Source organism: Luteitalea sp., assembly GCA_009377605.1.
Classification (GTDB): Bacteria; Acidobacteriota; Vicinamibacteria; order Vicinamibacterales; family Vicinamibacteraceae; genus WHTT01.
Genome location: WHTT01000012.1, coordinates 80,862 through 102,066 on the forward strand (window position 1 = coordinate 80,862; position 21,205 = coordinate 102,066).

Annotated in this window: 21 protein-coding genes; 7 read left to right on the forward strand and 14 right to left on the reverse strand. The window is 64.9% G+C overall.

The genetic code is table 11. From position 1 onward, the window contains the following. Positions 1 to 190: 190 nt before the first annotated feature. On the reverse strand, positions 191 to 658 hold the full coding sequence (locus GEV06_06040; protein ID MPZ17455.1) for a hypothetical protein: 468 nt from the start codon (positions 656 to 658) through the stop codon (positions 191 to 193). A 270-nt stretch (positions 659 to 928) separates the two neighbouring features. Between GEV06_06040 and GEV06_06045 the strand changes: the two genes are divergently transcribed. The 4 genes from GEV06_06045 to GEV06_06060 are packed head-to-tail and all read left to right on the forward strand — an operon-like array spanning position 929 to position 4,005. Further along, positions 929 to 1,459 carry a sigma-70 family RNA polymerase sigma factor gene (locus tag GEV06_06045; GenBank protein MPZ17456.1) on the forward strand — a complete coding sequence of 177 codons (531 nt, stop codon included), beginning with the start codon at positions 929 to 931 and terminating at the stop codon, positions 1,457 to 1,459. A gap of 27 nt (positions 1,460 to 1,486) precedes the next feature. Beyond that, entirely contained in the window at positions 1,487 to 2,446 is a 960-nt protein-coding gene (locus GEV06_06050; protein MPZ17457.1) for a hypothetical protein, read from the forward strand. A gap of 2 nt (positions 2,447 to 2,448) precedes the next feature. Beyond that, positions 2,449 to 3,162 (forward strand): ATP-binding cassette domain-containing protein, encoded by a 714-nt coding sequence (locus tag GEV06_06055; protein MPZ17458.1) that lies wholly within the window; start codon positions 2,449 to 2,451, stop codon positions 3,160 to 3,162. 6 nt (positions 3,163 to 3,168) lie between these two features. Next, the gene (locus GEV06_06060) at positions 3,169 to 4,005 is read left to right on the forward strand and encodes an ABC transporter permease subunit (GenBank protein MPZ17459.1); all 837 of its coding nucleotides are present in this window, start codon (positions 3,169 to 3,171) and stop codon (positions 4,003 to 4,005) included. A gap of 138 nt (positions 4,006 to 4,143) precedes the next feature. Here the strand turns inward: GEV06_06060 and GEV06_06065 are convergent, their stop codons facing one another. The 11 genes from GEV06_06065 to GEV06_06115 form a co-directional block, all read right to left on the reverse strand. Beyond that, positions 4,144 to 5,526: a hypothetical protein gene (locus GEV06_06065; protein ID MPZ17460.1), complete on the reverse strand. Its 1,383-nt coding sequence runs from the start codon at positions 5,524 to 5,526 to the stop codon at positions 4,144 to 4,146. 91 nt (positions 5,527 to 5,617) lie between these two features. Then, positions 5,618 to 6,703: a CBS domain-containing protein gene (locus GEV06_06070; protein ID MPZ17461.1), complete on the reverse strand. Its 1,086-nt coding sequence runs from the start codon at positions 6,701 to 6,703 to the stop codon at positions 5,618 to 5,620. A 37-nt stretch (positions 6,704 to 6,740) separates the two neighbouring features. After that, entirely contained in the window at positions 6,741 to 7,523 is a 783-nt protein-coding gene (locus GEV06_06075) for a hypothetical protein (GenBank protein ID MPZ17462.1), read from the reverse strand. Beyond that, the gene (locus GEV06_06080; protein MPZ17463.1) at positions 7,520 to 8,521 is read right to left on the reverse strand and encodes a matrixin family metalloprotease; all 1,002 of its coding nucleotides are present in this window, start codon (positions 8,519 to 8,521) and stop codon (positions 7,520 to 7,522) included. The genes GEV06_06075 and GEV06_06080 overlap by 4 nt, the downstream gene beginning before the upstream one ends. Beyond that, positions 8,518 to 9,084 (reverse strand): hypothetical protein, encoded by a 567-nt coding sequence (locus tag GEV06_06085; protein ID MPZ17464.1) that lies wholly within the window; start codon positions 9,082 to 9,084, stop codon positions 8,518 to 8,520. Before GEV06_06085 ends, GEV06_06080 begins: the two co-directional genes overlap by 4 nt. 114 nt (positions 9,085 to 9,198) lie before the next feature. Next, positions 9,199 to 11,010, reverse strand: coding sequence for an SLC13 family permease (locus GEV06_06090; GenBank protein MPZ17465.1), 1,812 nt, complete (start codon positions 11,008 to 11,010; stop codon positions 9,199 to 9,201). Between the two features lie 55 nt (positions 11,011 to 11,065). Next, on the reverse strand, positions 11,066 to 12,187 hold the full coding sequence (gene lpxB / locus GEV06_06095; protein MPZ17466.1) for a lipid-A-disaccharide synthase: 1,122 nt from the start codon (positions 12,185 to 12,187) through the stop codon (positions 11,066 to 11,068). Further along, entirely contained in the window at positions 12,188 to 13,663 is a 1,476-nt protein-coding gene (locus tag GEV06_06100) for a hypothetical protein (GenBank protein ID MPZ17467.1), read from the reverse strand. A gap of 25 nt (positions 13,664 to 13,688) precedes the next feature. Next, positions 13,689 to 15,065, reverse strand: coding sequence for an insulinase family protein (locus GEV06_06105; GenBank protein ID MPZ17468.1), 1,377 nt, complete (start codon positions 15,063 to 15,065; stop codon positions 13,689 to 13,691). 200 nt (positions 15,066 to 15,265) lie between these two features. Next, positions 15,266 to 16,324 carry a UDP-3-O-(3-hydroxymyristoyl)glucosamine N-acyltransferase gene (gene lpxD, locus GEV06_06110; protein MPZ17469.1) on the reverse strand — a complete coding sequence of 353 codons (1,059 nt, stop codon included), beginning with the start codon at positions 16,322 to 16,324 and terminating at the stop codon, positions 15,266 to 15,268. A 16-nt stretch (positions 16,325 to 16,340) separates the two neighbouring features. Then, positions 16,341 to 17,030 carry a hypothetical protein gene (locus tag GEV06_06115; GenBank protein MPZ17470.1) on the reverse strand — a complete coding sequence of 230 codons (690 nt, stop codon included), beginning with the start codon at positions 17,028 to 17,030 and terminating at the stop codon, positions 16,341 to 16,343. A gap of 59 nt (positions 17,031 to 17,089) precedes the next feature. Here GEV06_06115 and GEV06_06120 point away from each other — a divergent pair, with 59 nt between their 5' ends. Beyond that, positions 17,090 to 17,764, forward strand: coding sequence for a hypothetical protein (locus GEV06_06120; GenBank protein ID MPZ17471.1), 675 nt, complete (start codon positions 17,090 to 17,092; stop codon positions 17,762 to 17,764). A 9-nt stretch (positions 17,765 to 17,773) separates the two neighbouring features. On the opposite strand, the gene GEV06_06125 is transcribed toward GEV06_06120, so the two are convergent. Then, a complete protein-coding gene (locus tag GEV06_06125) occupies positions 17,774 to 18,832 on the reverse strand; it encodes a hypothetical protein (protein ID MPZ17472.1) in 1,059 nt (352 codons plus the stop codon). A 74-nt stretch (positions 18,833 to 18,906) separates the two neighbouring features. On the opposite strand from GEV06_06125, the gene gatC reads away from it, so the two are divergent. Both gatC and gatA read left to right on the forward strand, forming a co-directional pair. Continuing rightward, positions 18,907 to 19,209, forward strand: coding sequence for an Asp-tRNA(Asn)/Glu-tRNA(Gln) amidotransferase subunit GatC (gene gatC, locus GEV06_06130; protein ID MPZ17473.1), 303 nt, complete (start codon positions 18,907 to 18,909; stop codon positions 19,207 to 19,209). Further along, on the forward strand, positions 19,148 to 20,737 hold the full coding sequence (gene gatA / locus GEV06_06135; protein ID MPZ17474.1) for an Asp-tRNA(Asn)/Glu-tRNA(Gln) amidotransferase subunit GatA: 1,590 nt from the start codon (positions 19,148 to 19,150) through the stop codon (positions 20,735 to 20,737). The genes gatC and gatA overlap by 62 nt, the downstream gene beginning before the upstream one ends. Here the strand turns inward: gatA and GEV06_06140 are convergent. Next, on the reverse strand, positions 20,720 to 21,049 hold the full coding sequence (locus tag GEV06_06140) for a hypothetical protein (protein ID MPZ17475.1): 330 nt from the start codon (positions 21,047 to 21,049) through the stop codon (positions 20,720 to 20,722). The two genes, gatA and GEV06_06140, sit on opposite strands and share 18 nt — an antisense overlap. Between the last annotated feature and the right edge of the window lie 156 nt (positions 21,050 to 21,205).

Here is a 21,205-nt window from a genome sequence, read left to right on the forward strand (position 1 = left end):
TCCGGACCGTGGACATCGGTAACAGCTCTGACCCGGACATCGAGTGTGCTCGTCGTACGACGACGTCGAGTCGCTCGTACTCTCGTGCTCATATCGTCCCGGCCCGGGAGAACGCACGCCCGCGGACTCCAATGCATCGTGCCCTATGAGGCGCAACCCGCAAAGCCGGTCGGGTCGAACCGTGCGATTCCTAGTCAGACCCGGTCAGGCGCAGCCAGCGCCCGTCGTGCCAGTACCACACCACGGACGCCTTCTCGGCGAACGCATCGTCAATGCCGTCATGATCGAGCACCGAAGGCGGCTCAGGTCCGCCGTACTGCTCGTGATGCTCGCGAATGTACTCCGCGTCTACAGTGCTGATCGCCCGTGAGAAACCAATCTCGCCCGGATTCACGACCTGCAGATAGCCAGCGTCCGGGATCGGGGCGATCTCTGCAACCTCCCTCGCCGAGCCGCCGCGAAACACCAGGATGGACGACGACCGGTTCACTGAGCAGAGCACCGCGAAGTCCAGCTGCTCGGAGGTCGTGAACCGACCGCTGATGACGTTGTGTGGACGTCCGCCACCGAATGTCTGTGGAACGGTGCAGCCACGCTGCTGCAGCTCCGCCTGCACCTTCGCCGGCAAATCGGTGAAGGTCGACGGGGGCAATCGCACGATGGCGAGGTCCGCCCGAGACCACTCTTCCGGCGAGGGCGATTGCGTTTCGAGTGATTGAGGAGTCGTTGCTACAGCGATCAAACCACAGAGCAACGCACTGCGATTCGCACGCGCCGAGCGGATCACGGCGCGGCTTATTCGGAAACGGCGTGGAAATGGTATCTGCACTCGCGCGACCTCGTGAGCTAGCGTCACTTATTATGCCGCGATGCGCATATATACAGAGCTCCTGTGATAGGTTCGCCGGACGCGCGTATATAAGACCAGATGGCCTTCGAGCAGACGATGCCGGGGCGGCTCACACGCTGGATTGCCGCGGAGCCAGACTGGGACGCCGTCTACGCGGAACAGCTCCCCCGCGTCTACAACTTCTTTCGCTACCGCTTCGGCAACATCCCCGAGGTGGAGGATCTCACGGGACGCACGTTCGAGAAAGCCTGGCTCGCCCGGCATCGATACCGGCGTGATCTGGCGGCGTTCAGCACCTGGCTCCTGAGCATCGCGCGCAACGTCGCGGCAGACCACCTTCGCGGTCGTCGCATCAACGTGCCCCTCGAGCAGGCGGCATCGATCGCCGCGCACGCGGGGACGCCGGAAGACGCGGCTGTACAGGGGGCAGACGCCGAGCGGCTCGCCGCGCTCCTGGCCACGCTGCCGGCACGCGAACGGGAGCTGCTGGCGCTGAAATATGGCGCAGGGATGACGAATCGGGCGATCGCCGCAACAACTGGCTTGAGTGAAACCAACGTCGGCACGATCCTTCACCGAGCGGTGCAAACGCTGCGGGCTCGTTGGTGAGAGACGCCGATTTCGAGGAGATCTACCATGGACGACACTTGGGTGAACGCGCTCAGGCGCGACCCGTCGCTGCAGTTCGCGGAACAGTTGCGCGCGCGCTTGCGAGCCCAGGAAGCACCGTCGGGGTCGCACTGGTCGCCGCTCCGACGATTGGTGCCGTTGGTCATCGGCGCCGTGGCTGTCGCGGCACTGTTCTCCCTGCCAAGCGTGCGCGCCTCCGCCGCATCGTTCCTGGCGCTCTTCCGCGTCGTGAACTTTGTCGCGATTCCAGTCGATCCGAACCGCCTCGATGCGCTCGAAGCACGGCAGCTCGATTTGCAGCGCTTGATTGGCGATCACGTTCAGGTGCTGCAGGACCCGGGCCCACCTCTTGCGGTGGCTTCAATCGAGCAAGCGGCGACGGTCGCCGGGTTCGATGTACGGGTGCCACGCTGGCTGCCGGACGATACGAAGATCATCGAGATGTCAGTCCGCGGCGAGCACGAACTGCTCGTCACCGCGGATGCGACCCGGCTGCAGCAGGTGATGGAAGCACTGGGGATCACCGACCTGCGCGCCCCTGACGGCCTCGACGGACAGATCGTCACGGTACGCGTGCCGCCCGTCGTCATGGTGCGATACGAGCACGGCGGCCGGCGAACGAGACTTTTCCAAGCGCAGTCGCCGGACGTGACGATGCCTGCGGGCGTCGATGCTGCGTCGCTCGGAGAGATCGGGCTGCGAATACTCGGCCTGCCACGTGAGGAGGCGCGCCGGTTCGCACAGATGATCGATTGGAACACGACGCTACTCGTGCCGGTGCCGCCAACCGCCAGGTCGTTCAAGCAAGTCGATATCGCGGGCAACCCCGGCGTGGCCATCGAGCACCGACCACCGAATCACTCGCCCACGAATCTCGTCCTCTGGTCGAGCGAAGGTCGTGTCTTCGCCCTGGTGAGCATACAAGGGATGTCTCAGGCTCTGGCGATGGCAAACTCAGTCCGCTGAACGTGCCGGTCATCGAGACACACGCGCTCGGCAAGCAGTTCGGTCCCACGCTGGCGGTCGCCGATCTCACGCTGTCGGTTGGCGCAGGCGAGGTCTTCGGCTTCCTCGGCCCGAACGGCGCCGGTAAGACGACCTCTGTGAAGATGCTGCTTGCGCTGGTCGACCTGCCGGATGCTGCAGATCGCCCGCTCAGGGGCTACAGCAAGGGCATGCTGCAACGGGCGGGCCTGGCGCAGGCGATCATCAACGACCCGGATCTCGTCTTCCTGGACGAGCCGACCTCGGGCCTGGACCCGCTCGGCCGGCTGCTCGTACGCGACATCATCGGCGAGCTGCGGGCGCGGGGCACCACCGTCTTTCTGAACTCGCACCTGCTCAGCGAGGTCGAAGCCACGTGCGACCGTGTCGCCTTCGTGAAGCAGGGGCGCGTTGTCCATGAGCTGGCGCTGGCGGGCCAACCAGCGAGCCTCGACATCGAGATACGCCTGGCACCCATCGACTCGTGTCTCCTCGAAGGCTTGCTCCACTTCGGAACCAACATCGCCCAGACGGGCAATGACTCCCTCCAAATGCGCGTGGCGACCGAGAGCGTGATTCCTGAGGTCGTGCGCTGGATCGTCGATCGACGCGTACGAGTCTACGCTGTGCATGCTCGTCGCAAGTCGCTCGAGGCGTGGTTCGTCGAAGTGATTGGTGAGGATCAGAGACCCGGGTAGCCGACCATGCGCAGCCTGCTGACGATCGCACACCTCACGCTCTCGGAAGCGCGCCGCCGCCGCATCGTTTCAGCCGCGGCGCTTTGCGCGATGGCCTTTCTGATCGTCTTCGGCACGGCGCTCTTCTTCGCACACGCCGAGATGGTGCGCAACCCGCGCACGTCCTTCGTCGAACGGCAGATCGTGCTGACGCTGCTGACGCTTGCAGGGCTGTACGCGGCGAACTTTCTCTCGGTGCTGTTCGCCGTCCTGCTGCCGGTCGATGCGCTCTCCGGCGAGATAGATTCCGGCGTGATGCAGACCCTCGCCTCCAAGCCGATCCGCCACGCCGATATCGTCCTCGGCAAGTGGCTCGGTCACCTCCTGATCGTGGCGACATACCTATTGCTCTTGACGGGAGGCGTGCTGCTCAGCGTGTGGGTCATTGCGCACTTTGCCCCCATCAACGTCGATCGCGCGCTTCCGCTGATGCTTCTCGAGGTCACGTTGCTGCTGACCGTCTCGATTGCCGGCGGAACCCGGCTCAGTACCGTCACGAATGGCGTCATGGCGCTCGGCTTTTACGGCATCGCGTTCATCGGTGGCTGGGTGGAGCAGGTGGGCGCCTTCGGCGGGATCGAATCGGCCAAGACCATCGGCATCGTCGCCAGCCTGATCAGCCCGCCCGACGCGATGTGGAGGCTCGCGGCGTATCATCTGCAGCCGCCAGTGGTGCGTGACCTCGGTGCGGCGGTGTTCTCCGTGGCCGCGGTGCCCACGCCGCTCATGGTCTGGTGGGCGGTAGGATTCACCGCCCTGACGCTCATCCTCGCTGTGCGGTCGTTCGCTCGTCGTCCGCTGTAGCACCATCATCCACTCAGGTGGTGGACGAGCTCACGGCACGTGGCGTCTCCTTCGCCCGTTACGACGGTATCGAAGCCGACACCTGACGGCGCCCTGTGAAGCTGGTCAAGAGCCGTCGAGCAGAATCGTCTTGATACGTCACGCGAAGAGATCTCGCGCGCTGACGAGCGACAGCTGCTCTCGTGCCGCACGCTCGCGAAGCTGGGGCGTGAAGCCTCGACGCGCGAAGAGCGCCAATTGCGCGCGTGCGGCGTTCGCGCCGAGCTGGTCGCGGGCGGTGTCGAGCTCGCTGCATTCACGGCCGCCGACGGTTGTCGCCCACGTGACCGAGCCGAGCAGCGTATATCGCCCGGTGTGGTGCGCGACAACGTCGATCTCCAAGCGGCCGTCTCGAGACCACCACGCACCGACCTCGTCAACTCGCCCGGCGACGTCGGCCGGTGCATAGCGTGCGACCCAGGCGCGGCAGCAACTCTCGAAGACGGGGCCCATGTGGTTGTCGAAGTCGGCTTCGATCTCGCTGGCGACCTCTTCGACCCGGCCCAGCTCGAGCCGACTACGATTTGGAAAGACGTATCGGAACCAGAAGCGGACGTATGGATCCGCGATCCGATAGGAACCCCGGCGGGCCCGCGCACCGGGCACACACGGCGTCCGGAGCTCGACGTACGCCAACTCTTGGAGGCGGTCGAGCCGATTTGCCAAGCTGGGCCCCACCAACCCAGTGCGGCTGGAAATCTCGTTGAACTTGGTATCTCCCCGGGCGATCGACCACAGCACCGAGAGGTAGCTGCCCGGCGACCTGATCCCCTCACCACCTCGCAACAGATGGAGGGGATCGTCGTACAGCGGGCGACCGCGGACCAGGATCCGCTCCCGCAGGATGCCCGCCAGCGAAAGGTCGCCGGCCCAGGCTTGATACTGCGGCGTGCCACCGAGCATGGCAAACCGGCGGAGGAGATACTCTGGATCGTGCCGACTCGTGAACCCACGCGCCTGCCGGTAGTCGAGCGGCCCGAGTAATGGCCGAAACGTCGCGCGGCCGTGGAGTGGGGAACCATGGCCCAACAAGCCCTCGAGGAACGAGAGGGCACTCCCCGCGACGATCATGACGATCGGCACCTCGTCTCGCTGCCATCGATCCCAGTGACGCTGGAGCATCGACGGGAGCGCCGGCTGCCCTTCGCAGAGCCACTGGAACTCATCGAGAACGACCGCGAGGGGCGCTGACCGAGCCTCTGCATCGACGAAGCGCAGCGCGTCCTCCCACGAGGCGAAGGCCAGCGGCGCCAGGGTCGGCAGCAGACGAGCAGCCTCCCGGGCAAAGAGAGCGAGATGTCCACGCTCGTCTTGCTCGTCAGCCTGAAAGCTGAGCACGCGCTCCCCAGCAACGGCCACCGATAAGAGAAAGCTCTTGCCAATGCGCCGGCGGCCGCGCAGCACGACGAGTGCCGGACGCTCGCTCAATGCGCCGCGCAACATGGCAAGCTCGCCCTCGCGGTCTATCAGCGCCCTGGCCATGAAGGACGATGATAGCGGACCGAGGCATTTTAGTAAAGTGTATGTTACTAATGTATGATTTACTAAAGTTATCTTCAGTCGCGTCGGCGCGCTACGCCCCTGCCTTACGGAGCATCACGAACTCGCCGATGTTCTCGGATGTCAGCAGGCCGACGAGGCGAGACCCATCCAATACCGGGAGCACGGGCCCGCCAGCTTCCTGCAACCGAGCCAGCGCGCGATCGAGCATCTCGCGGGCGTCCACGACGCCGAACGTCGTGCTCATCGCCTCGCTCACCTGCGCGGCAAGCCCCTTCTCGGTGACCGCCTTGATCAAGCTGTCGCGCGTGAGCACCCCGATGAGCCGTCCATCCTCTACGACCGGGAAGTTCTGTTGCGAGCCACTGATGACCAGATCCGCGGCGCGCTGCAGCAGATCCTCGCCCCGGAGTGTGTGGAACTCGGTAATCATCGCGCGGTAGACCGGCACACCCGCCAGGGCAGATCTCAGGCTGACCATCGAGCTCTCCGCGGAAGCCCCCAACCAGACGAAGAGAGCGATGAACACGAGCACCGGGTTCGTGAAGAGACCAAGGAAGCCGAACAACATCGCGAGCCCTTGTCCGAGCGCCGCGGCGATCTCGGTAGCGCGCACGTAGTCGAAGCGCGTCGCCAGCAACGCACGCAAGGCACGTCCGCCGTCCATGGGGAATGCCGGAATCAAATTGAACAGCGCGAGCGCAACGTTGATATAGAGGAAGTCGCGCCCTACATTAGACGCCCCTTCGGGACGCTCCGTCAGCAGTTGCCACACCGGCACCTGCGGCGCAATGAGGAGCAACACGACGAACGTGAGGATCGCCAATCCGGCGTTGACGGCCGGCCCTGCCAGCGCCACCCAGAGCTCTTGCCGCGGGTCTTCCGGCATCCGCTCGAGCCTCGCCAGGCCACCGATTGGCAGCAGCGTGATGTCGCGCGTCCGAATCCCGAACCGTCGAGCGGTGAGCGCGTGGCCGAACTCGTGCAAAACGACGGTGCCGAAGATCGCGAGCACGAACACCACCCGGCCGACGGCCTGCGCCACGCCTTCGCCCGTATGCCACCCGCTGAGCAGGAGGAAGACGATGAACGCCACAAATGTGACGTGGAGGTAGATCGGGATACCGGAAACGGTCGCGATACGAATGGACCAGGACATCTCAGGAATCAGGATTCAGCCATTCGACTCGAATGGCTCAAAAGCGCACCGTGAGACCGAGGGCCCCGTTGACGGTCACACCTCTTGCTTCGTCGAGCTCGAAGGTGTCGCGGAACCAAACAGCCCTGGCCTCGCCGCGCAAGGCAAGCCCCCGGAACACGCCTCGCGACCGCGTCATCAGAGGATACGTCATACCAGCGCCGACGAAGAGCACCTGCCCTGTGTCGACGATCTGCCGCCCCTCGTGCAGTTGGCGCACATATCCAGCACCGCCCCGCACGAATGGTATCGCGCGCGCAATCTCGAGCCGCGGCAAGCGCACGGCGAGCGCGCCGTCGATGATCAGCTGCGTGAGACGATCGGTCGCCGTGACGGTGTCCGGCACCTCGACGTCGCTGCTGACGATGGTTCGAATCTGTGGCCGTCCAAGCCCCGCGCCGGCCTCGAGCGCGACGTTCGGGCTCAGCCGATATCCGATCATCCCTTCCACGGCCGGCGCAGAAGTAATCCGTGTCGTGGTCTCGAACAGGGCGAAGTCATCTCCTTCAGGCACCCCGTTACCGGGAATCGATCCCGTGGTCTGGCCGAGCCCCGCGTCGCTCCACCACGCCCCGCCAATGGTGATCTCGAACCGTCCACGCAGACGCGATTCACCCTTTGATCCGGACTCCGGTGTGGCCGCACCTTGATCGCGTGCCTGGGCAGGCTCTCGTGGGCGCGATCGACCGCCGGCGTGACGCCCGGCCGGCACCCCCTGAGCGGCCGCCGTATGGACCAGCAGCAGCACCGCTGCGCTGGAGAGCAGCAAGGATCGCATCATCGCGACCTCACTGGGATCGCGATCTCCCCGGTATCGTGGCCCGCCTCAACGTGCGCGAGCTTGTCATGCACCGTAGCCAGGAAGTCGACATCGATCCGACCCATGTCGTCGAAGAAGCTATCAAGATCACCATCGTCGAGCGGCTCGACGCGCACGAGCCACGGCCCGGCCTCGACGCCAGCGATCACGAACCGGCCGTCGTCTGACAACGAGAAGCCCCCGACGAACTGGCGCGTACGTAAGTTGAACGCCGTGACGTGCGCACCAAAGACACCGCGGCCGTTCTTCGTGACGCGTCCACTGATGCTGCCCGTACGCATCCGGAAGCCGCCAGCCGGATAGAGATCCGACAGGCCGGCGATATCGTCGGCCATCGGGATCCGTCCCTCGATGCTGCCCGGCGAGAACGCGATGGGAAACATCACCGCCCCAGCAGCCAGCACGCGCCGCCCGCCCCCCGCCACGAGCTCGGTCTCGCCGAGGGCCGAGTGCGAGAGGCCGGCCAGATGCCCAAGCTCGTGCAACGCGATCGATTCCACGTCGAACCGCCCCGGCTCACCACGGCCCGCTGTCGTCCAGGGAAACGCAGCATTGAGGAAGATGTCAGCCTCCAGGATCTCACCGTTCACGATGTCGATCGTGATGCTCGTCGCGCCGAGCACGCGCTCGAGCTCGGGCCGGTCTTCGAAACCCAACGTGCTCATCCCATCTTCCTCGCCAGGCAGCGCGTCCGTGAAGCCCCCACGCGCGAAGGTGATCGACGCGGTTGGTACGCCTTCCCACGACTGCGCAGCGCGCTGAACCGCCTCGTCGAGGTCCGTCCGCGTCACGCCGGGCACGATCTGATTACTGACGAAGTAGCGCACCGGGAAATCGGCCCACCGTAGAGCCACCATCTGCTCCTCGACACGCACGCCAAGCTTCAAGTAGGCCAAGGCTGGTGACGCGATCACGGCCACCACCAAGAGGGCTGCTCCGAGCGCCTTGGGCCCCTTCATCGCCGCGCCCCCGCCGCGGACGCGACGAGCTGGCGGAGCGTCACCTCGAACGTGCTCAGCGCGACCGGTCGACGGGAACCGTCACCGCGAACCACCCGGTGCGTGCGTGACGTCGCCTCGAGACCTGCCGGCACGACCACACGCCTCCCCGCGACCTCGTCATCGAGCACGCGGTACGTGCCTTGGAAGAGCCCCAGCACATGGGGCGTCGATCGCGCGCGGGCGTTGAGGAACAAGACGACCTCCTCTCCATCCACGTACTTGGGTGCGCCAATCACCAGCGTGCGATACCGGCCGAGCGTCCCGCCTGGCACGCGAAAGACAACGTTCTTCCCGAGATCTCCTTTGTAGTAGGTGATGACTTCGACGTTCACGAGCCGCTCGATCTGACGGCCCGTGCCTTGACGAGCACGAACGCTCACGACACGCCCGCGCACGATGGCGAGCGAATCGCGGACGAGCTCGTTCAGATCAGCGGGCACGACGACCGTGGCCCTTGTGGACGAGGGCACGACAGTCAGCGTGCAGACAAGCAAACACCACAACAGGTAGCGGTGATTCATGGAGAACTAATCTACAGGGCGCGGCTCGGGGCGTCAAAGAAGGTGCAGAGTGTTACGTGTAAGGCGCGAGGTGCTGAGTGCCGGGTTGCGGGTGCGAGCCCAGTTACTTCGTTCTCAAAGAGGCCATACGAAGAGGATGGCTGGAACGGCCACGGCGACGATGACAAGCTCGAGCGGAAGCCCGACCCGCCAGTAATCGCCGAACCGATAGCCTCCGGGTGCCATCACGATGGTATTGGACTGATGTCCGACCGGTGTCAGGAACGCACAGGATGCGCCGACGGCCACCGCCATCAAGAACGGATCGCCGTTGCACTCCAGCGACCTCGAGAGCTGCAGCGCGATCGGCGCCATGACGAGCGCGGTCGCGGCGTTGTTGACGATGTCCGACACGATCATCGTCGCCACGAGTAGTAAGGTCAGAACCGCCACGGGTGTCAGATCCTGGGTGAGGTACAGGATGCCATTGGCAAAGAGCGTGGTCGTGTCAGTGCGCTCCAGTGCTTCACCGAGCGGCAACATCGCCCCGAGCAACACAATCGTCGGCCAGTCCACATCGCTGTATAGCTCCCGTTCGGAGAGAATCCCGAGCACCACGTACACGGCTGCGGTAGCAATCAGCGCCAGCGGCAGCGAGACGACACCACTGGACCCAAGCGCGAGTGCGGCGCCAAAGACGACGAGCGCGGTGATGATACGCCGGGGTTGCCCGAGCCGAATCGGCCGCCGCGCGAGAGGCAGCAGCCCGGCGTCGAAGATGCGGTCCGTTTCGTCCGGCGCGCTCTGCAGGAGCAACACGTCGCCGGCTTGCAGCGTGAGGTCGGTCAGTCGCGTATCGATCGGCCGGCCGGCGCGCGCCACCGCGACCAACGCCACGCGATCGTCGGTCAACCAGCTCAAATAGCTGGGATATCGACCCACGAGCGGCGAGGTGGTTCGGATGACGGCCTCGGCGAACACGCGCTGTTGCGGGACCTCCTTCTTCTGGGAATCGTCGCTCTGCTCGGCGCTTGGCTCTTCCGCTGGGCGGGTACTGGCACCGCTGTCGAGAAGCTCCAAGTGATAGCGATCGACGAGATGCTGCAACGGATCAGGATCGCCACGCACGAGCAGGATGTCGTTCGCGGCAACGAGCCGGCCCGGCGCCGTTGCCAGTCGCGTCGCTCCGTGCGCGACGCCGACGACGATGACGTCATCGTTCTCCTCTCGCACCGATCCCAGCGGCTCGCCGATGATTGGACTCTCGAGGGGCACCCGCGCCTCGGCAACGTAGCGTTCGACCTCGAAGAGCGGCTGTCCCGCACCCGCGCTGCGCCGCTCGGCCGGCACCAACCGCCAGCCAACCAACACGAGGAATGCCACGCCGACGGCGGCCACCGCGAGGCCGACGGGCATATAGTCGAACATGGCAAAGGGCGTACCGAGCGCTTCCGCACGATACGCAGCGATGATGATGGTCGGCGGCGTGCCTATGAGCGTGGTCATCCCCCCCAACAGGCTTGCGAAGGCGAGCGGCATCAGCAGCGTCGCCGGCGCCCGTTGCCGCTCGGCGGCCGTGGCCAGCGCAACCGGCAGCAGTAGCGCAAGCGCCCCGACGTTGTTCATGAATGCGGACGCCACCGTCACGGTCACCAGGAGCACGCCGATGTGCAGCAGCCGCCCGCGGGTCAGCGGTTGCAGTTGCTGCGCCACTGCATCCACGACGCCGGAGCTCCGGAGGCCGTGGCTGATGATGAGCACCGCCACGACGGTGATAACCGCGGGGTGACTGAAGCCGAGAAACGCCCGGTCGATGGGAACGAGGCCCAGCAATACCGCGGCGACGAGCGTGGCCACCGCCACGAGATCGTGGCGCCAGCGGTGCCAGACAAAGAGCGCCACCGTCGCAGCGAGCAGGATCAGGAGCAGGATCTGAGGCTGGGTCACCCGATGGATGATAGCGCAGAGGGTCGAGGATTACGGCTCAGGGGCTCAGCGACGATTAGCCTCGACCGGCGACCTGCAAGATGGCTTCGGCAGCACGGCGACTGGCACCTGGGCCACCGAGGCGCGACTTGACCTGGCGTACGGCGTCGCGCGTCGCCTCATGGTGTGCAGAGTCCGTGAGGTATCGCAGCGTGTGCGCCGCGACCGCTTCCGGTGTGAGGCTATCCTGGATCAGCTCGGGCACGATCTTTCGGCCTGCTACCAAGTTGACCATGCCGTACGTGTCGATCTTCACGAAACGCTTACCAACAGCATAGGTAAGCGGCGAGAGGCGATAGACGACCACCATGGGCTTCTCGTGAAGCGCCGTCTGCACGGTCGCGGTGCCGGATGCCGTGACGACCAGGTCGGCAGCCGCAAGCAGCTCGTCGGTCGCACCCTCGACAACCGGTGCCACCTTGCTTTCGGCGAACAGCTGATCGTCGAGGCCTGGAGCACGTGCGACGACGAACTGGGTGTCGCGCTGGGCATCCGCAATCAGACGCGCCGCCGCGAGCAGCACTGGTAAAATCGCCCTCACCTCGTTGGGCCGGCTCCCCGGCAGCAAGGCAACGGTCGGACGGTCCGGCCTGAGCCCGAGCCGGGACAGGAGCGCCGCTCGATCCTCGCGCACCTCGATCAACTCGACGAGTGGATGACCTACGAACGTCACCGGAATGCCCGCATCGCGGTAGATGGCGTCCTCGAACGGAAAGATGACGAGCACGCGTTGGACGAACTGCTTCATCGCCGTGAGTCGGCCCGATCGCCAGGCCCAGAGCTGCGGGCCGACGTAGTAGACGATCGGTATGCCCATTCGGTGAAGGGCACGGCCGAGCCGAAAGTTGAAGTCTGCAAAGTCAATGGCGACGAAGACGTCCGGCCGGCGCGAGCGCGCCGCCGCGAGGAGACGCCGATACATGCCATACGTACGCGGTAGCTGGCGAATCACCTCGGTCAGGCCGGTCACCGCGAAGCCACGATAGTCGCCGATGAGCGCGGCGCCCGCTGCCACGAGGCGCGGTCCGCCGAATCCAAATGCCGTTGTCGCCGGATCGATGGCACGCAAGCGCTCCACGAGCGCACCGGCGTACAGATCACCTGAGGGCTCGCCGCAGGAGATCATGACGGAAGCCATTCACCGTGCGGCCGGCGTGGCCACGGCACGTGGCAGGAAGTCTGCTGTCGTGAAGTCCAGGTCCGCCAAGGCGACCTGCTCGAACTCGTCGATCCCGATTGCCTGCAGTTGCGGCGCGATCTTGCCCGCGTCACCGACGAGCACGATCGACAAGCGATCCGGCCGGAGATACTCTCGCCCCACGCGGGCCACGTCCTGAACGGTCACGGCCTTCACGCGATCACGGTAAGTCTCGAGCTCGTCGACACCGAGGTCGTAGAAGAGCGTGTTGAGCACCTGCATGGCTATCGCGTCGGGTGTCTCGATGTCGAGGGGAAAGCTGCCCGTGAGGTAGTCTTGTGCGCCTTGGAGCTCGCGCTGGCCGACCGGCTCGCGCTGCATCCGCCAGAACTCGTCGATCACGAGGCGCAGTGCTTCTCCAGTGCTCTCGGAACGTGTATCGGTGCTCGCAATGATATCGCCGCTCTGCTTGAGCGGATCCATGTCGGCCGAGGCACCGTAGGTGAGGCCCCGCTCGGATCGCAGCACGTTGTGCAGTCGATTCGCGCCCTCGCCGCCCAGCACGTTGATCGCGAGCATGAGCGGCATGTAGTCCGGATGCTTGCGTGCAATCCCAATCTGACCGACGCGGATCTCCGTTTGCACGGCGTTTGGCCGATCGACTACCACGACCCGGCGTGCCGGCGGTGGCGGATCGGTGGCTTGGAGGCTCGGGAGCTCGCCGCGCTGCCAGTTGCCGAACACACGCTCCGCGCCTTTGAAGGCCTCTTCCGCCGTCAGATCGCCCACAATGGCCAGCAAGCAATTGTTGGGAACGAACCAGCGCCCATGGAACTCGGCGAGATCGTCGCGTGTGATGCTCGCAAGCGATTCCGGCGTCCCCTCGGCCGGAATGCCGTACGGGTGAAATCCGTACACCAGGCGATCGATCGTCGAGTCGGCGACGTAGTCCGGGTCCTCGTAGTTCACCTTCAACGCGGACAGGCGCTGGCTGCGCTGCCGCTCGATCTCCTCCGGCGCGAACGCGGGATTGCGCGCGATGTCGGCCACGAGATCCAACGCATCGTCGAAGCTGTCCTTCATGACGAGCGCCTGCACGAAGCTCAGGTCCGTCCCGGCGCCGGTCACCAGCGAGCCGCCGATGTAATCGATCGTGTCCGCGATCTGCTGGGCCGAACGCTTGCCCGTGCCTTGGTCGAGCAGCAGCCCCATGAGGGACGCGACGCCTGGCTTTTCCCGCGGGTCCATCGCCGCACCCGCCTGTACCAGCAATCGCGCCGTCACGGCAGGCTGCTCGTGGTGCAACACCACGACAACACGCAGGCCGTTGGAGAGCGTGCGAATCTCGTACGGTGGGAACTCGAGCTCGCCCTCAATGGGCAGCGGCTGCGGCGGGCGCTCCTGTACCGCAGTCAGACCGGTCAGCGTCAGAAGCGCCGCTATCGCCAGCGCATAGATAGATGTATAGGCTGCCATCGTTACCTGTCCCCCGGGGCGACCCTCAACGGCCGTTCGCACCGGTCTCGCGCATGCCCTTCGGCAGAATGGTCAGCACCGTTCGGCTCTCGGACTTGAAATAGGTGCGCGCCACACGCTGGACATCATCCGCGGTCAAGCCCTGAAAGATGTCGAACTCACCATCAGCCGTGGTCACATCGTTGTGAATGACGACGGCGTGTCCCAGTTGCTGACCCTTCCCGCTCACGGTCTGTCGCATCACGATGTAGTCACGCGCAAACTGGTTCTTCGCGCGCGTGAGCACATGCTCGCTCACGGGCTCCTTCCCGAGCTTCTCCAGCTCGTCGATCAGGGCGTTGGCCACCTCTTCCGGCTCATGGCCCGGCGCCACGATCGCAGCGGCATAGAAGAGACTCGGGTCTTCGTTCAGGCTCGCGGTGCCAAACGCCGTGACGGCCGATCCCTCTTTGTACACAAGGCGGCGGTAAATCCGTGAGCTCTGTCCGTCCGACAAAATCTTCGCCGCAACGTGCAGCGGATAGGAGTCCGGGTTTCCATCGAATGTCACATGATGCGCGACCACGACAACGGGAAGGGGCCACTCCTCTTCGAGCGTCAGCCGCTTCTCAGCGGTTTGCGGTGGCTCGCGCGGAATATCGCGGACCACCGGCTTCGCCGGCTTCGGCACACGACCAAAGTACTGCTGGATGAGATCGCGCGCCACCTTGGGATCGAAGTCGCCCGCCAAGACCAGCGTGGCGTTGTCGGGACGGTAGTACGCCTCATGAAACGCACGCACCTCCTCAATGGAGGCCGCTTCGAGGTCGGCCATGCTGCCGATGACCGGATGCTTGTATGAATGCCTCGTGTACGCTTGATCGTAGATGATCTCGCTCAACCGGCCATACGGCTGGCTCTCGACGCGCTGCCTTCGCTCCTCCTTGACCACCTCGCGCTCGGTCCTGAACGTCTGCTCCTCGACCTTGAGCGAGGCCATGCGATCGGCCTCGAGCCACAAGGCGAGCGGCAAGTACTGCGCAGGCACGGTCTCGTGGAAGACGGTCGCGTCTTCGGTCGTAAATGCGTTGCTCTGCCCTCCAATCGACGCAATCCACGACGTGTGCGCCTCGGACGTCACGTTCTCGGTCCCCTTGAACATCATGTGCTCGAAGAGGTGCGCAAAGCCGGTCCGGCCGGGCCGTTCGTCACGAGACCCGACGTGATACCAAATCTGAACGTTCACGATGGGCGTGGAGTGGTCTTCGTGCAGGACGACGGTCAGACCGTTCGGCAGTGTCGTGATTTCGTGGTCGAGGGGCGGCGGTCGCACGGCCGCGTCACCGGCCAACACCACGAAACAGACCAGTATGACCGCAAGCAGCCCGGATCTCGTTGCTCTACGATGGTGGAAGAGCGACATGTAAGTTGATTATGGCTGACAAGGTCGGGGGTGACAAGGTGGGGCCAAGGCTCGTGGCACCACGAAGATATAGGAAGGTCGACCGAAGAATACGAAGAGTTTCACCACGAAGAACACGAAGAGCACGAAGAAAACCAATCGAAATTCTTCCGTCGTGAACTTCGTGTCCTTCGTGGTTGAACCTTCGTGTCCTTGGTGGTTTAACCTTCGTGTCCTTCGTGGTTTGACGTCCGTGTCCTTCGTCGTTTCTGCTCCAATTCCCCAACCCGCTCTTCGAGCGTGCTGAGCCGCTTCTTCAACTCTGGAAGACGGCGAAAGATGGCAGACGCCTTGAGCCACTCGCGATTGTCGATCGCCGGATACCCGGAGATGAACGAGCCAGGCTCGACCGAGTTGGGGATGCCGGTCTGTGCCGTGGCGACGGTGCCACGCCCCACGGTCAGGTGTCCGGCGACGCCAACCTGTCCAGCCAGTGTCACTCGATCCTCGATCACCGTGCTCCCGGCGACACCCACCTGAGCCGCCAGCAGCACATGCTCGCCGATCTTCGCCCCATGGGCCACCTGCACGAGGTTGTCGATCTTCGTGCCGCGTCCGACGACGGTCGTTCCCACCGACGGCCGATCGATGGCCGCGAGCGCGCCAATCTCCACGTCGTCACCAATGATCACCGTGCCGATCTGCGGGATCTTGTGATGCGATCCATCCGGCCGCTGGGCAAAGCCAAAGCCGTCGCCCCCCACCACGGCGCCGTCCTGCACGACGACGCGATGGCCCAACGTGACCCGCTCGCGAATCGTGACGTGGGAATGGATCACACAGCCCTCGCCGACGACCGCGCCCTCGCCGACGTACACGAAGGCGTGCACGATCGAGCGCGCTCCGATGACAACGCCTCGCTCGATCACGACAAAGGGCCCCACGAACACATCGGGACCGAGACGCGCCGTGTCGGCCACCACTGCCGATTCGTGCACACCTGGAACATCCTGCGCTTGTGGGTGTAACAGCTCCAGCGCCTGGGCAAACGTTAGATAGGGATGCGGCGAGCGCAGCGTGGCACATGGCGTCTCGACGCCTTCCGCTGCGATGACGGCCGTGGCACGCGTCGTGTGAAGCTTCTGCGCGTAGCGCGGATTTGCATAAAAGGTGAGGTCGCCCGGTCCGGTGTCCTCGATGCCGGCCACCCTCGTCACCTCGAGGGTGCCATCACCTTCGAGCCGGCACTGCAGGCGTTCGGCGAGGTCGCGGAGCTTCAAGGCGCGGGGGAGTATATCACGCGCTTCCGACCGTCATCCGGTCGAAGAACGTGGGTAAGTGCTCGAGGCGCAATCGCGCGGCCAGCTCGCGAACGCGCGTCCGTCGCTCGGTGCGGTCGTGCGCCACCTCCGTTCGGAGATCGGCGAGATCGCGACTCGGTGTCTGATGCCACGCGACGCCGGCGAGCCCCTGCCTCGCACCACGCCACGACAGCAGGTGACCAACCACTCGAAACGCGAAGTAGTACGCCACGATGTTGGGCCCCGGCACCAGGACCAGCACACCCGACAGCGCAAACAACAGCGCGTCGACGATCAACCAGCGCCAATGCCGAGTCGCATCTCGTTCCAGCGCGGCTCGGACGACACGCATCGCCTCGTCACCATCCATATCATCCGGATGGACGAGCGCCACCTCGGTCTGCCGGCGCAGGTGCCACAACAAGCGCTGCTCGGCGATGCGCTCCGCAATCCAGTGCAGCGCCCGCTGCTTGAGACGCGTGCTCAACCGTGTCGGATGGGCATCGTACGCCCCCTCGCGTGCGCGAGCACGCTCGGCCTCCGCTGCGGCAAGCATCTCGCGAAACTGCGCAGCGAGACGATGGCGCCAACCGGTCGCGCTGGCACTGGGTGCCACATCCTCATCCGGGACCTCACAGTACGGCTCGTATCTGCCGTCGCCGACCGGGACGAGAAACACGTCCATCACGATGCCTTCTACGATAGCATCGGGGTCGCAGGTTCCATCATGCTACCCTGTTGCCCATGACGCAACGCGAAGTGTGGGCGACCGTCGTCCTCTGTGCCGTGGTCGTGCCAAGCGCCGGCGTGGTGCAGGGTCTGCCAGCAGTTGGAGCCCTCCAGACTGCACAACCGTCGCAGGCACCCGCCGTTCCCCAAGCCACGGGCCAGCCTCTGACCTTGGAGGTCCGTGTATTCGACGCAACCGATGAGGTGACGTCGGAGACGCGGGTTCGCGTGTTCAAGGCAGGTAATCGAACGGACCCGCGAACCATTCGTGCGACGTCGGGCGTGGCGACCGTGGACGTTCCCGCTGGCTTCTATGATCTCCAGGCGGTGCGCGAGCGTGAGGGACAGGTTGCCGGCATCCGCTGGGCGGAGCGGCGGCTCGTCCAGCGTTATCCCGATCAGCAAGGCCGTCACATGGAGATGGTCAATCTCCAGCCCGGGTACGGTGCGCTGCAGATCCGGCGAAGGTCGTCCACCGAGCCGGGCGACGTGACGTGGCGCGCAAGCATCTACAAGAGCGGTAATGCCACAGAAGAAGCTGGTAGGAGCAACAAGGGCGACGGCTATCTGCTCTTTGTGGTTCCGGCCGGTAGCTACGACGTCCAGGTCCTTCCGGCGATCGGTCAGCCGATCTGGCTTCGCGATGTCGAGCTGCCGGCAGACCAGACGCGGTTCAAGACGTGGGAGTGAGGGGCGCCTTCACTTGCCCGGCGTCAGCCGGCGACGCTCGGGCCGCCGTTGACCGTTGATTGAGACGTTCGGCTTTCCCGCCGTTTCCCAGGCACCGTTGATGGCAGCAGCAACGGCGGCGATGGCATCGCCCATTCGCCCTTCGAGAATCGGCCGCGCTTCCGCGAAGAACGTCTCGTAGTATCGCTCGTCGTACATCTCGCGCGCACCGATGGCCTTGGTATCAGCGGCGAAGACGCCCGGGGCGAGGCGAGCGCTCTCGATGAGCGCCTCGAACATCTCGTCGCGTGGCCGGCGAATCGGAGGTCGTTGCGCCGGCGCAATGTGCAGCTCGTCCCGGAATCGAAAGAACAGCTCACTCTCGAAGCGCTCGTGGATGCCGTGCTGGTTCGACAGCTGACCGTCGTAGTTGGTCACGGCATGAAACGGCACATGCGCATCGGCCACATAGTGCGCGAGCACGGCGGCGAAGAACTTGACATCCTCGGCACCGTAAGACACGGCATCATCCTGCTGGCGGGCAAACGCTTGGACGAGCCGCGCGTAGATCTCCTGCGTGCGCCATGGCAGCGTGCCGTTGTCGCGCACTTTCTCTGGTCCGAACTTCAGAACGGCCTCGTGATAGTCGCGTGGCAGCGCGCTGAATGGATAGGGCCCATACGCGTCGAGATCGAGGAAGTGTCTGGGAGTCTCTTCGTCGAAGCCCACGTTGCGCCAAAGATCAGGGTCAATCGAGTGCTCCACGATCATGGCGCGGTGCTTCTCGAAGAAGGGTCGAATCTCTGGCGACAAGAGTGCGATGGCGCGGTCAGTGATGTAGCGGTGAACATCGAAGCTCCAGGCATGAGCTGTTGTCGCCGCGCTCCAGAGCAGGACGCCAGCAAGGAGGCCAGCCGCCTGCGCTGCGCGACGGCGAGCCAAGGCCGTCTTCGCTGTGCGACGGCGGGCCAAGGCACAACATAGGCATCTCATCATGCAATCATAGCAGCAGGCCATGCCGTATCTGGGCGCACACGTGTCGATTGCCGGTTGGCTCGCCTGCCGATGGTCATCGAGACTGCCAAGCATCCACGTCTCCCGCGCGGGGCATTGGTCGACGCGCTCGATGAGCGGAATCTCGCCACGCTCCGCGGACTGTTACAATGACGCGGATGTTGACCACGGCTGACATCGATCGCATCGCCGCGCTGGCGCATCTCGAGCTCACACCGGAGGAGCGCGAGCTGTACGCACGTCAGATCGCCGAGATTCTCGCCTATGCGGAGCAGGTGCGAGAGGTCGATACAACCGGCGTCCCTCCGACCTCGCATGTGCTCGCACCAGCCATGCGCGTGCGTCCGGACGAGAAGCAACCCTGCCTCGATCCGCGCGAGAGCCTCGCCAATGCGCCGGACGCTCAGCGAAGCGCCGGCTTCTTCAGGGTCCCCAGAGTCATCGGTGGATAAAGACAGCGGTCAGGGGGTCAGGGGCCAGGCGCAACCTGATTCCGGTCCGACGACCTGGACCGCAGAAGAACTTCGTAGCGCGGTGGTCCGCGGCGACGTCTCTGCCACGGAAGTTTGCCAGGCGTCGCTCGAACGGATCACCGAGGTCAATCAGACGCTGAACGCTTTCACGACCGTCGACGCGGACGCCGCGCTCGCGCAGGCCGCGGCGCTCGACCGCGACCGCACCGCCCTGGCGAAGCTGCCGCTTGCCGGCGTCCCCATCGCGATCAAGGACAATCTCTGCACGCGTGGCCTGGCGACCACGGCCTGCTCGCGCATCCTGACGGGCTTCGTCCCTCCCTATGACGCCACGGTCGTCGCGCGGCTGCGCGCCGCCGGCGCCGTGATCATCGGCAAGACGAACTGCGACGAGTTCGCCATGGGCTCCTCCACCGAGAACTCTGCGCTCGGGCCAACACGCAATCCATGGGCGCTCGATCGCACCCCGGGGGGATCCAGCGGAGGGTCGGCGGCCGCAGTGGCCGCCCGCCTGGTTCCGTTCGCGCTCGGCTCGGAGACAGGCGGCTCGGTGCGCCAGCCGGCGGCAATGTGCGGCATCGTGGGCCTGAAGCCGACCTACGGGCGCATCTCGCGGTACGGTCTTCTCGCCTTCGGCTCGTCCCTGGACCAAGTGGCGCCGCTGACACGCGTCGTGCGCGACGCGGCGCTCCTCATGGGCACCCTCGCCGGCGCGGATCCCAGGGACGCCACCAGCGCGTCCGAGCCCGTGCCCGATTACGTGGCAGCGCTCACCGGGAACATCCGCGGGCTACGTATTGGTGTGCCTCGGCGCCTCCTCGAGACCGGCGTGGATCCAGAAGTCACGGCGCGGTTCGACGCAGCCGTGGCGGCGCTACGCGATCTCGGAGCGTCGGTCACGGACGTGGAGCTGCCGCATGCGCGGTACGCGATTCCCGTGTACTACCTCGTCGCGACGGCGGAAGCCAGCTCGAATCTCGCTCGATACGACGGCGTGCGATACGGCTACCGGGCGCCGACCGACGAGCATGACGGCCTCACGAAGATGTACAGCCGAACACGCGACACCGGATTTGGCGCCGAGGTGAAGCGGCGCATCATGCTCGGCACGTACGTGCTGAGCGCCGGCTACTACGACGCGTACTACCTGAAGGCACAGCAGGTGCGCACGCTCATTCGCCGCGATTACGAACAGGCGTTCGACACGCTCAACGTGCTCGTGCTCCCCACCAGCCCGACGCCCGCTTTCCGTCTCGGCGAGCGGGTGAACGATCCACTGCAGATGTATTTAGCCGATGTGTTTACGGTGAGCGCCAACCTGGCGGGCATCCCAGGGGTGAGCGTTCCGTGCGGTTTCACGCGCGATCGCCTGCCGGTAGGGCTCCAGATCCTTGGCCGTCCCTTCGACGAAGCCACCGTGCTGCGTGTTGGCGACGCTTACGAACGCGCATTCATGCAACAACGAGAGGAACCCGGTTCCTTGTCCAGATCAGATCGTCGCGGGTGAGAGCAGCGACACGACGAGCCATACAGCCAGACCGATCAAGACAACCGGCAGGAGAACGATTGGCAACAGCATCACCAGGAGACCACCAAGCCCGGCGAACAAGAGCGCTGCAAGGACCGGCACGAGGATCACACCAGCCACCACAGCGAGGAGCTTCAACACCAGGAACGGCAAGAACAGCAAGCCGAACAGGAGGCGAATCGGCAGGGTGATCACCCAAACCAGCGCCTTGAGCAGGAACAAGCCGCCCAGCACGAGCGCTCCGAGCGCTGCCGCCGCCAGCACGATTCCGCCGAAGAAGAGGAATTCCATACGCGCCCCTTGGCGAACCCACTCGAGACCGAAGGATCGCCACTCGTTTTGGGGGTACTACGATGAGGGCGCCTCTCGAGTTCCGGGCGGGCAGTGACAAGGTGAGGGGGTGACAAGGTGAGGGGGTGACAAGGTGAGGGGGTGATTTGGTGGTCT

What these genes read in the sequence shown, in the direction of transcription:
- lpxB (MPZ17466.1), bottom strand. Translation starts at nt 12,187, where the DNA reads ATGGCTTCCGTCATGATCTCCTGCGGCGAGCCCTCAGGTGATCTGTAC.
- gatC (MPZ17473.1), top strand. Translation starts at nt 18,907, where the DNA reads ATGACGCGGATGTTGACCACGGCTGACATCGATCGCATCGCCGCGCTG.
- GEV06_06120 (MPZ17471.1), top strand. Translation starts at nt 17,090, where the DNA reads ATGACGCAACGCGAAGTGTGGGCGACCGTCGTCCTCTGTGCCGTGGTC.
- GEV06_06050 (MPZ17457.1), top strand. Translation starts at nt 1,487, where the DNA reads ATGGACGACACTTGGGTGAACGCGCTCAGGCGCGACCCGTCGCTGCAG.
- GEV06_06100 (MPZ17467.1), bottom strand. Translation starts at nt 13,663, where the DNA reads ATGGCAGCCTATACATCTATCTATGCGCTGGCGATAGCGGCGCTTCTG.
- GEV06_06045 (MPZ17456.1), top strand. Translation starts at nt 929, where the DNA reads ATGGCCTTCGAGCAGACGATGCCGGGGCGGCTCACACGCTGGATTGCC.
- GEV06_06125 (MPZ17472.1), bottom strand. Translation starts at nt 18,832, where the DNA reads ATGCTTGGCAGTCTCGATGACCATCGGCAGGCGAGCCAACCGGCAATC.
- GEV06_06080 (MPZ17463.1), bottom strand. Translation starts at nt 8,521, where the DNA reads ATGAAGGGGCCCAAGGCGCTCGGAGCAGCCCTCTTGGTGGTGGCCGTG.
- GEV06_06115 (MPZ17470.1), bottom strand. Translation starts at nt 17,030, where the DNA reads ATGGACGTGTTTCTCGTCCCGGTCGGCGACGGCAGATACGAGCCGTAC.
- GEV06_06070 (MPZ17461.1), bottom strand. Translation starts at nt 6,703, where the DNA reads ATGTCCTGGTCCATTCGTATCGCGACCGTTTCCGGTATCCCGATCTAC.
- gatA (MPZ17474.1), top strand. Translation starts at nt 19,148, where the DNA reads ATGCGCCGGACGCTCAGCGAAGCGCCGGCTTCTTCAGGGTCCCCAGAG.
- GEV06_06075 (MPZ17462.1), bottom strand. Translation starts at nt 7,523, where the DNA reads ATGATGCGATCCTTGCTGCTCTCCAGCGCAGCGGTGCTGCTGCTGGTC.
- GEV06_06085 (MPZ17464.1), bottom strand. Translation starts at nt 9,084, where the DNA reads ATGAATCACCGCTACCTGTTGTGGTGTTTGCTTGTCTGCACGCTGACT.
- GEV06_06065 (MPZ17460.1), bottom strand. Translation starts at nt 5,526, where the DNA reads ATGGCCAGGGCGCTGATAGACCGCGAGGGCGAGCTTGCCATGTTGCGC.
- GEV06_06140 (MPZ17475.1), bottom strand. Translation starts at nt 21,049, where the DNA reads ATGGAATTCCTCTTCTTCGGCGGAATCGTGCTGGCGGCGGCAGCGCTC.
- GEV06_06105 (MPZ17468.1), bottom strand. Translation starts at nt 15,065, where the DNA reads ATGTCGCTCTTCCACCATCGTAGAGCAACGAGATCCGGGCTGCTTGCG.
- GEV06_06060 (MPZ17459.1), top strand. Translation starts at nt 3,169, where the DNA reads ATGCGCAGCCTGCTGACGATCGCACACCTCACGCTCTCGGAAGCGCGC.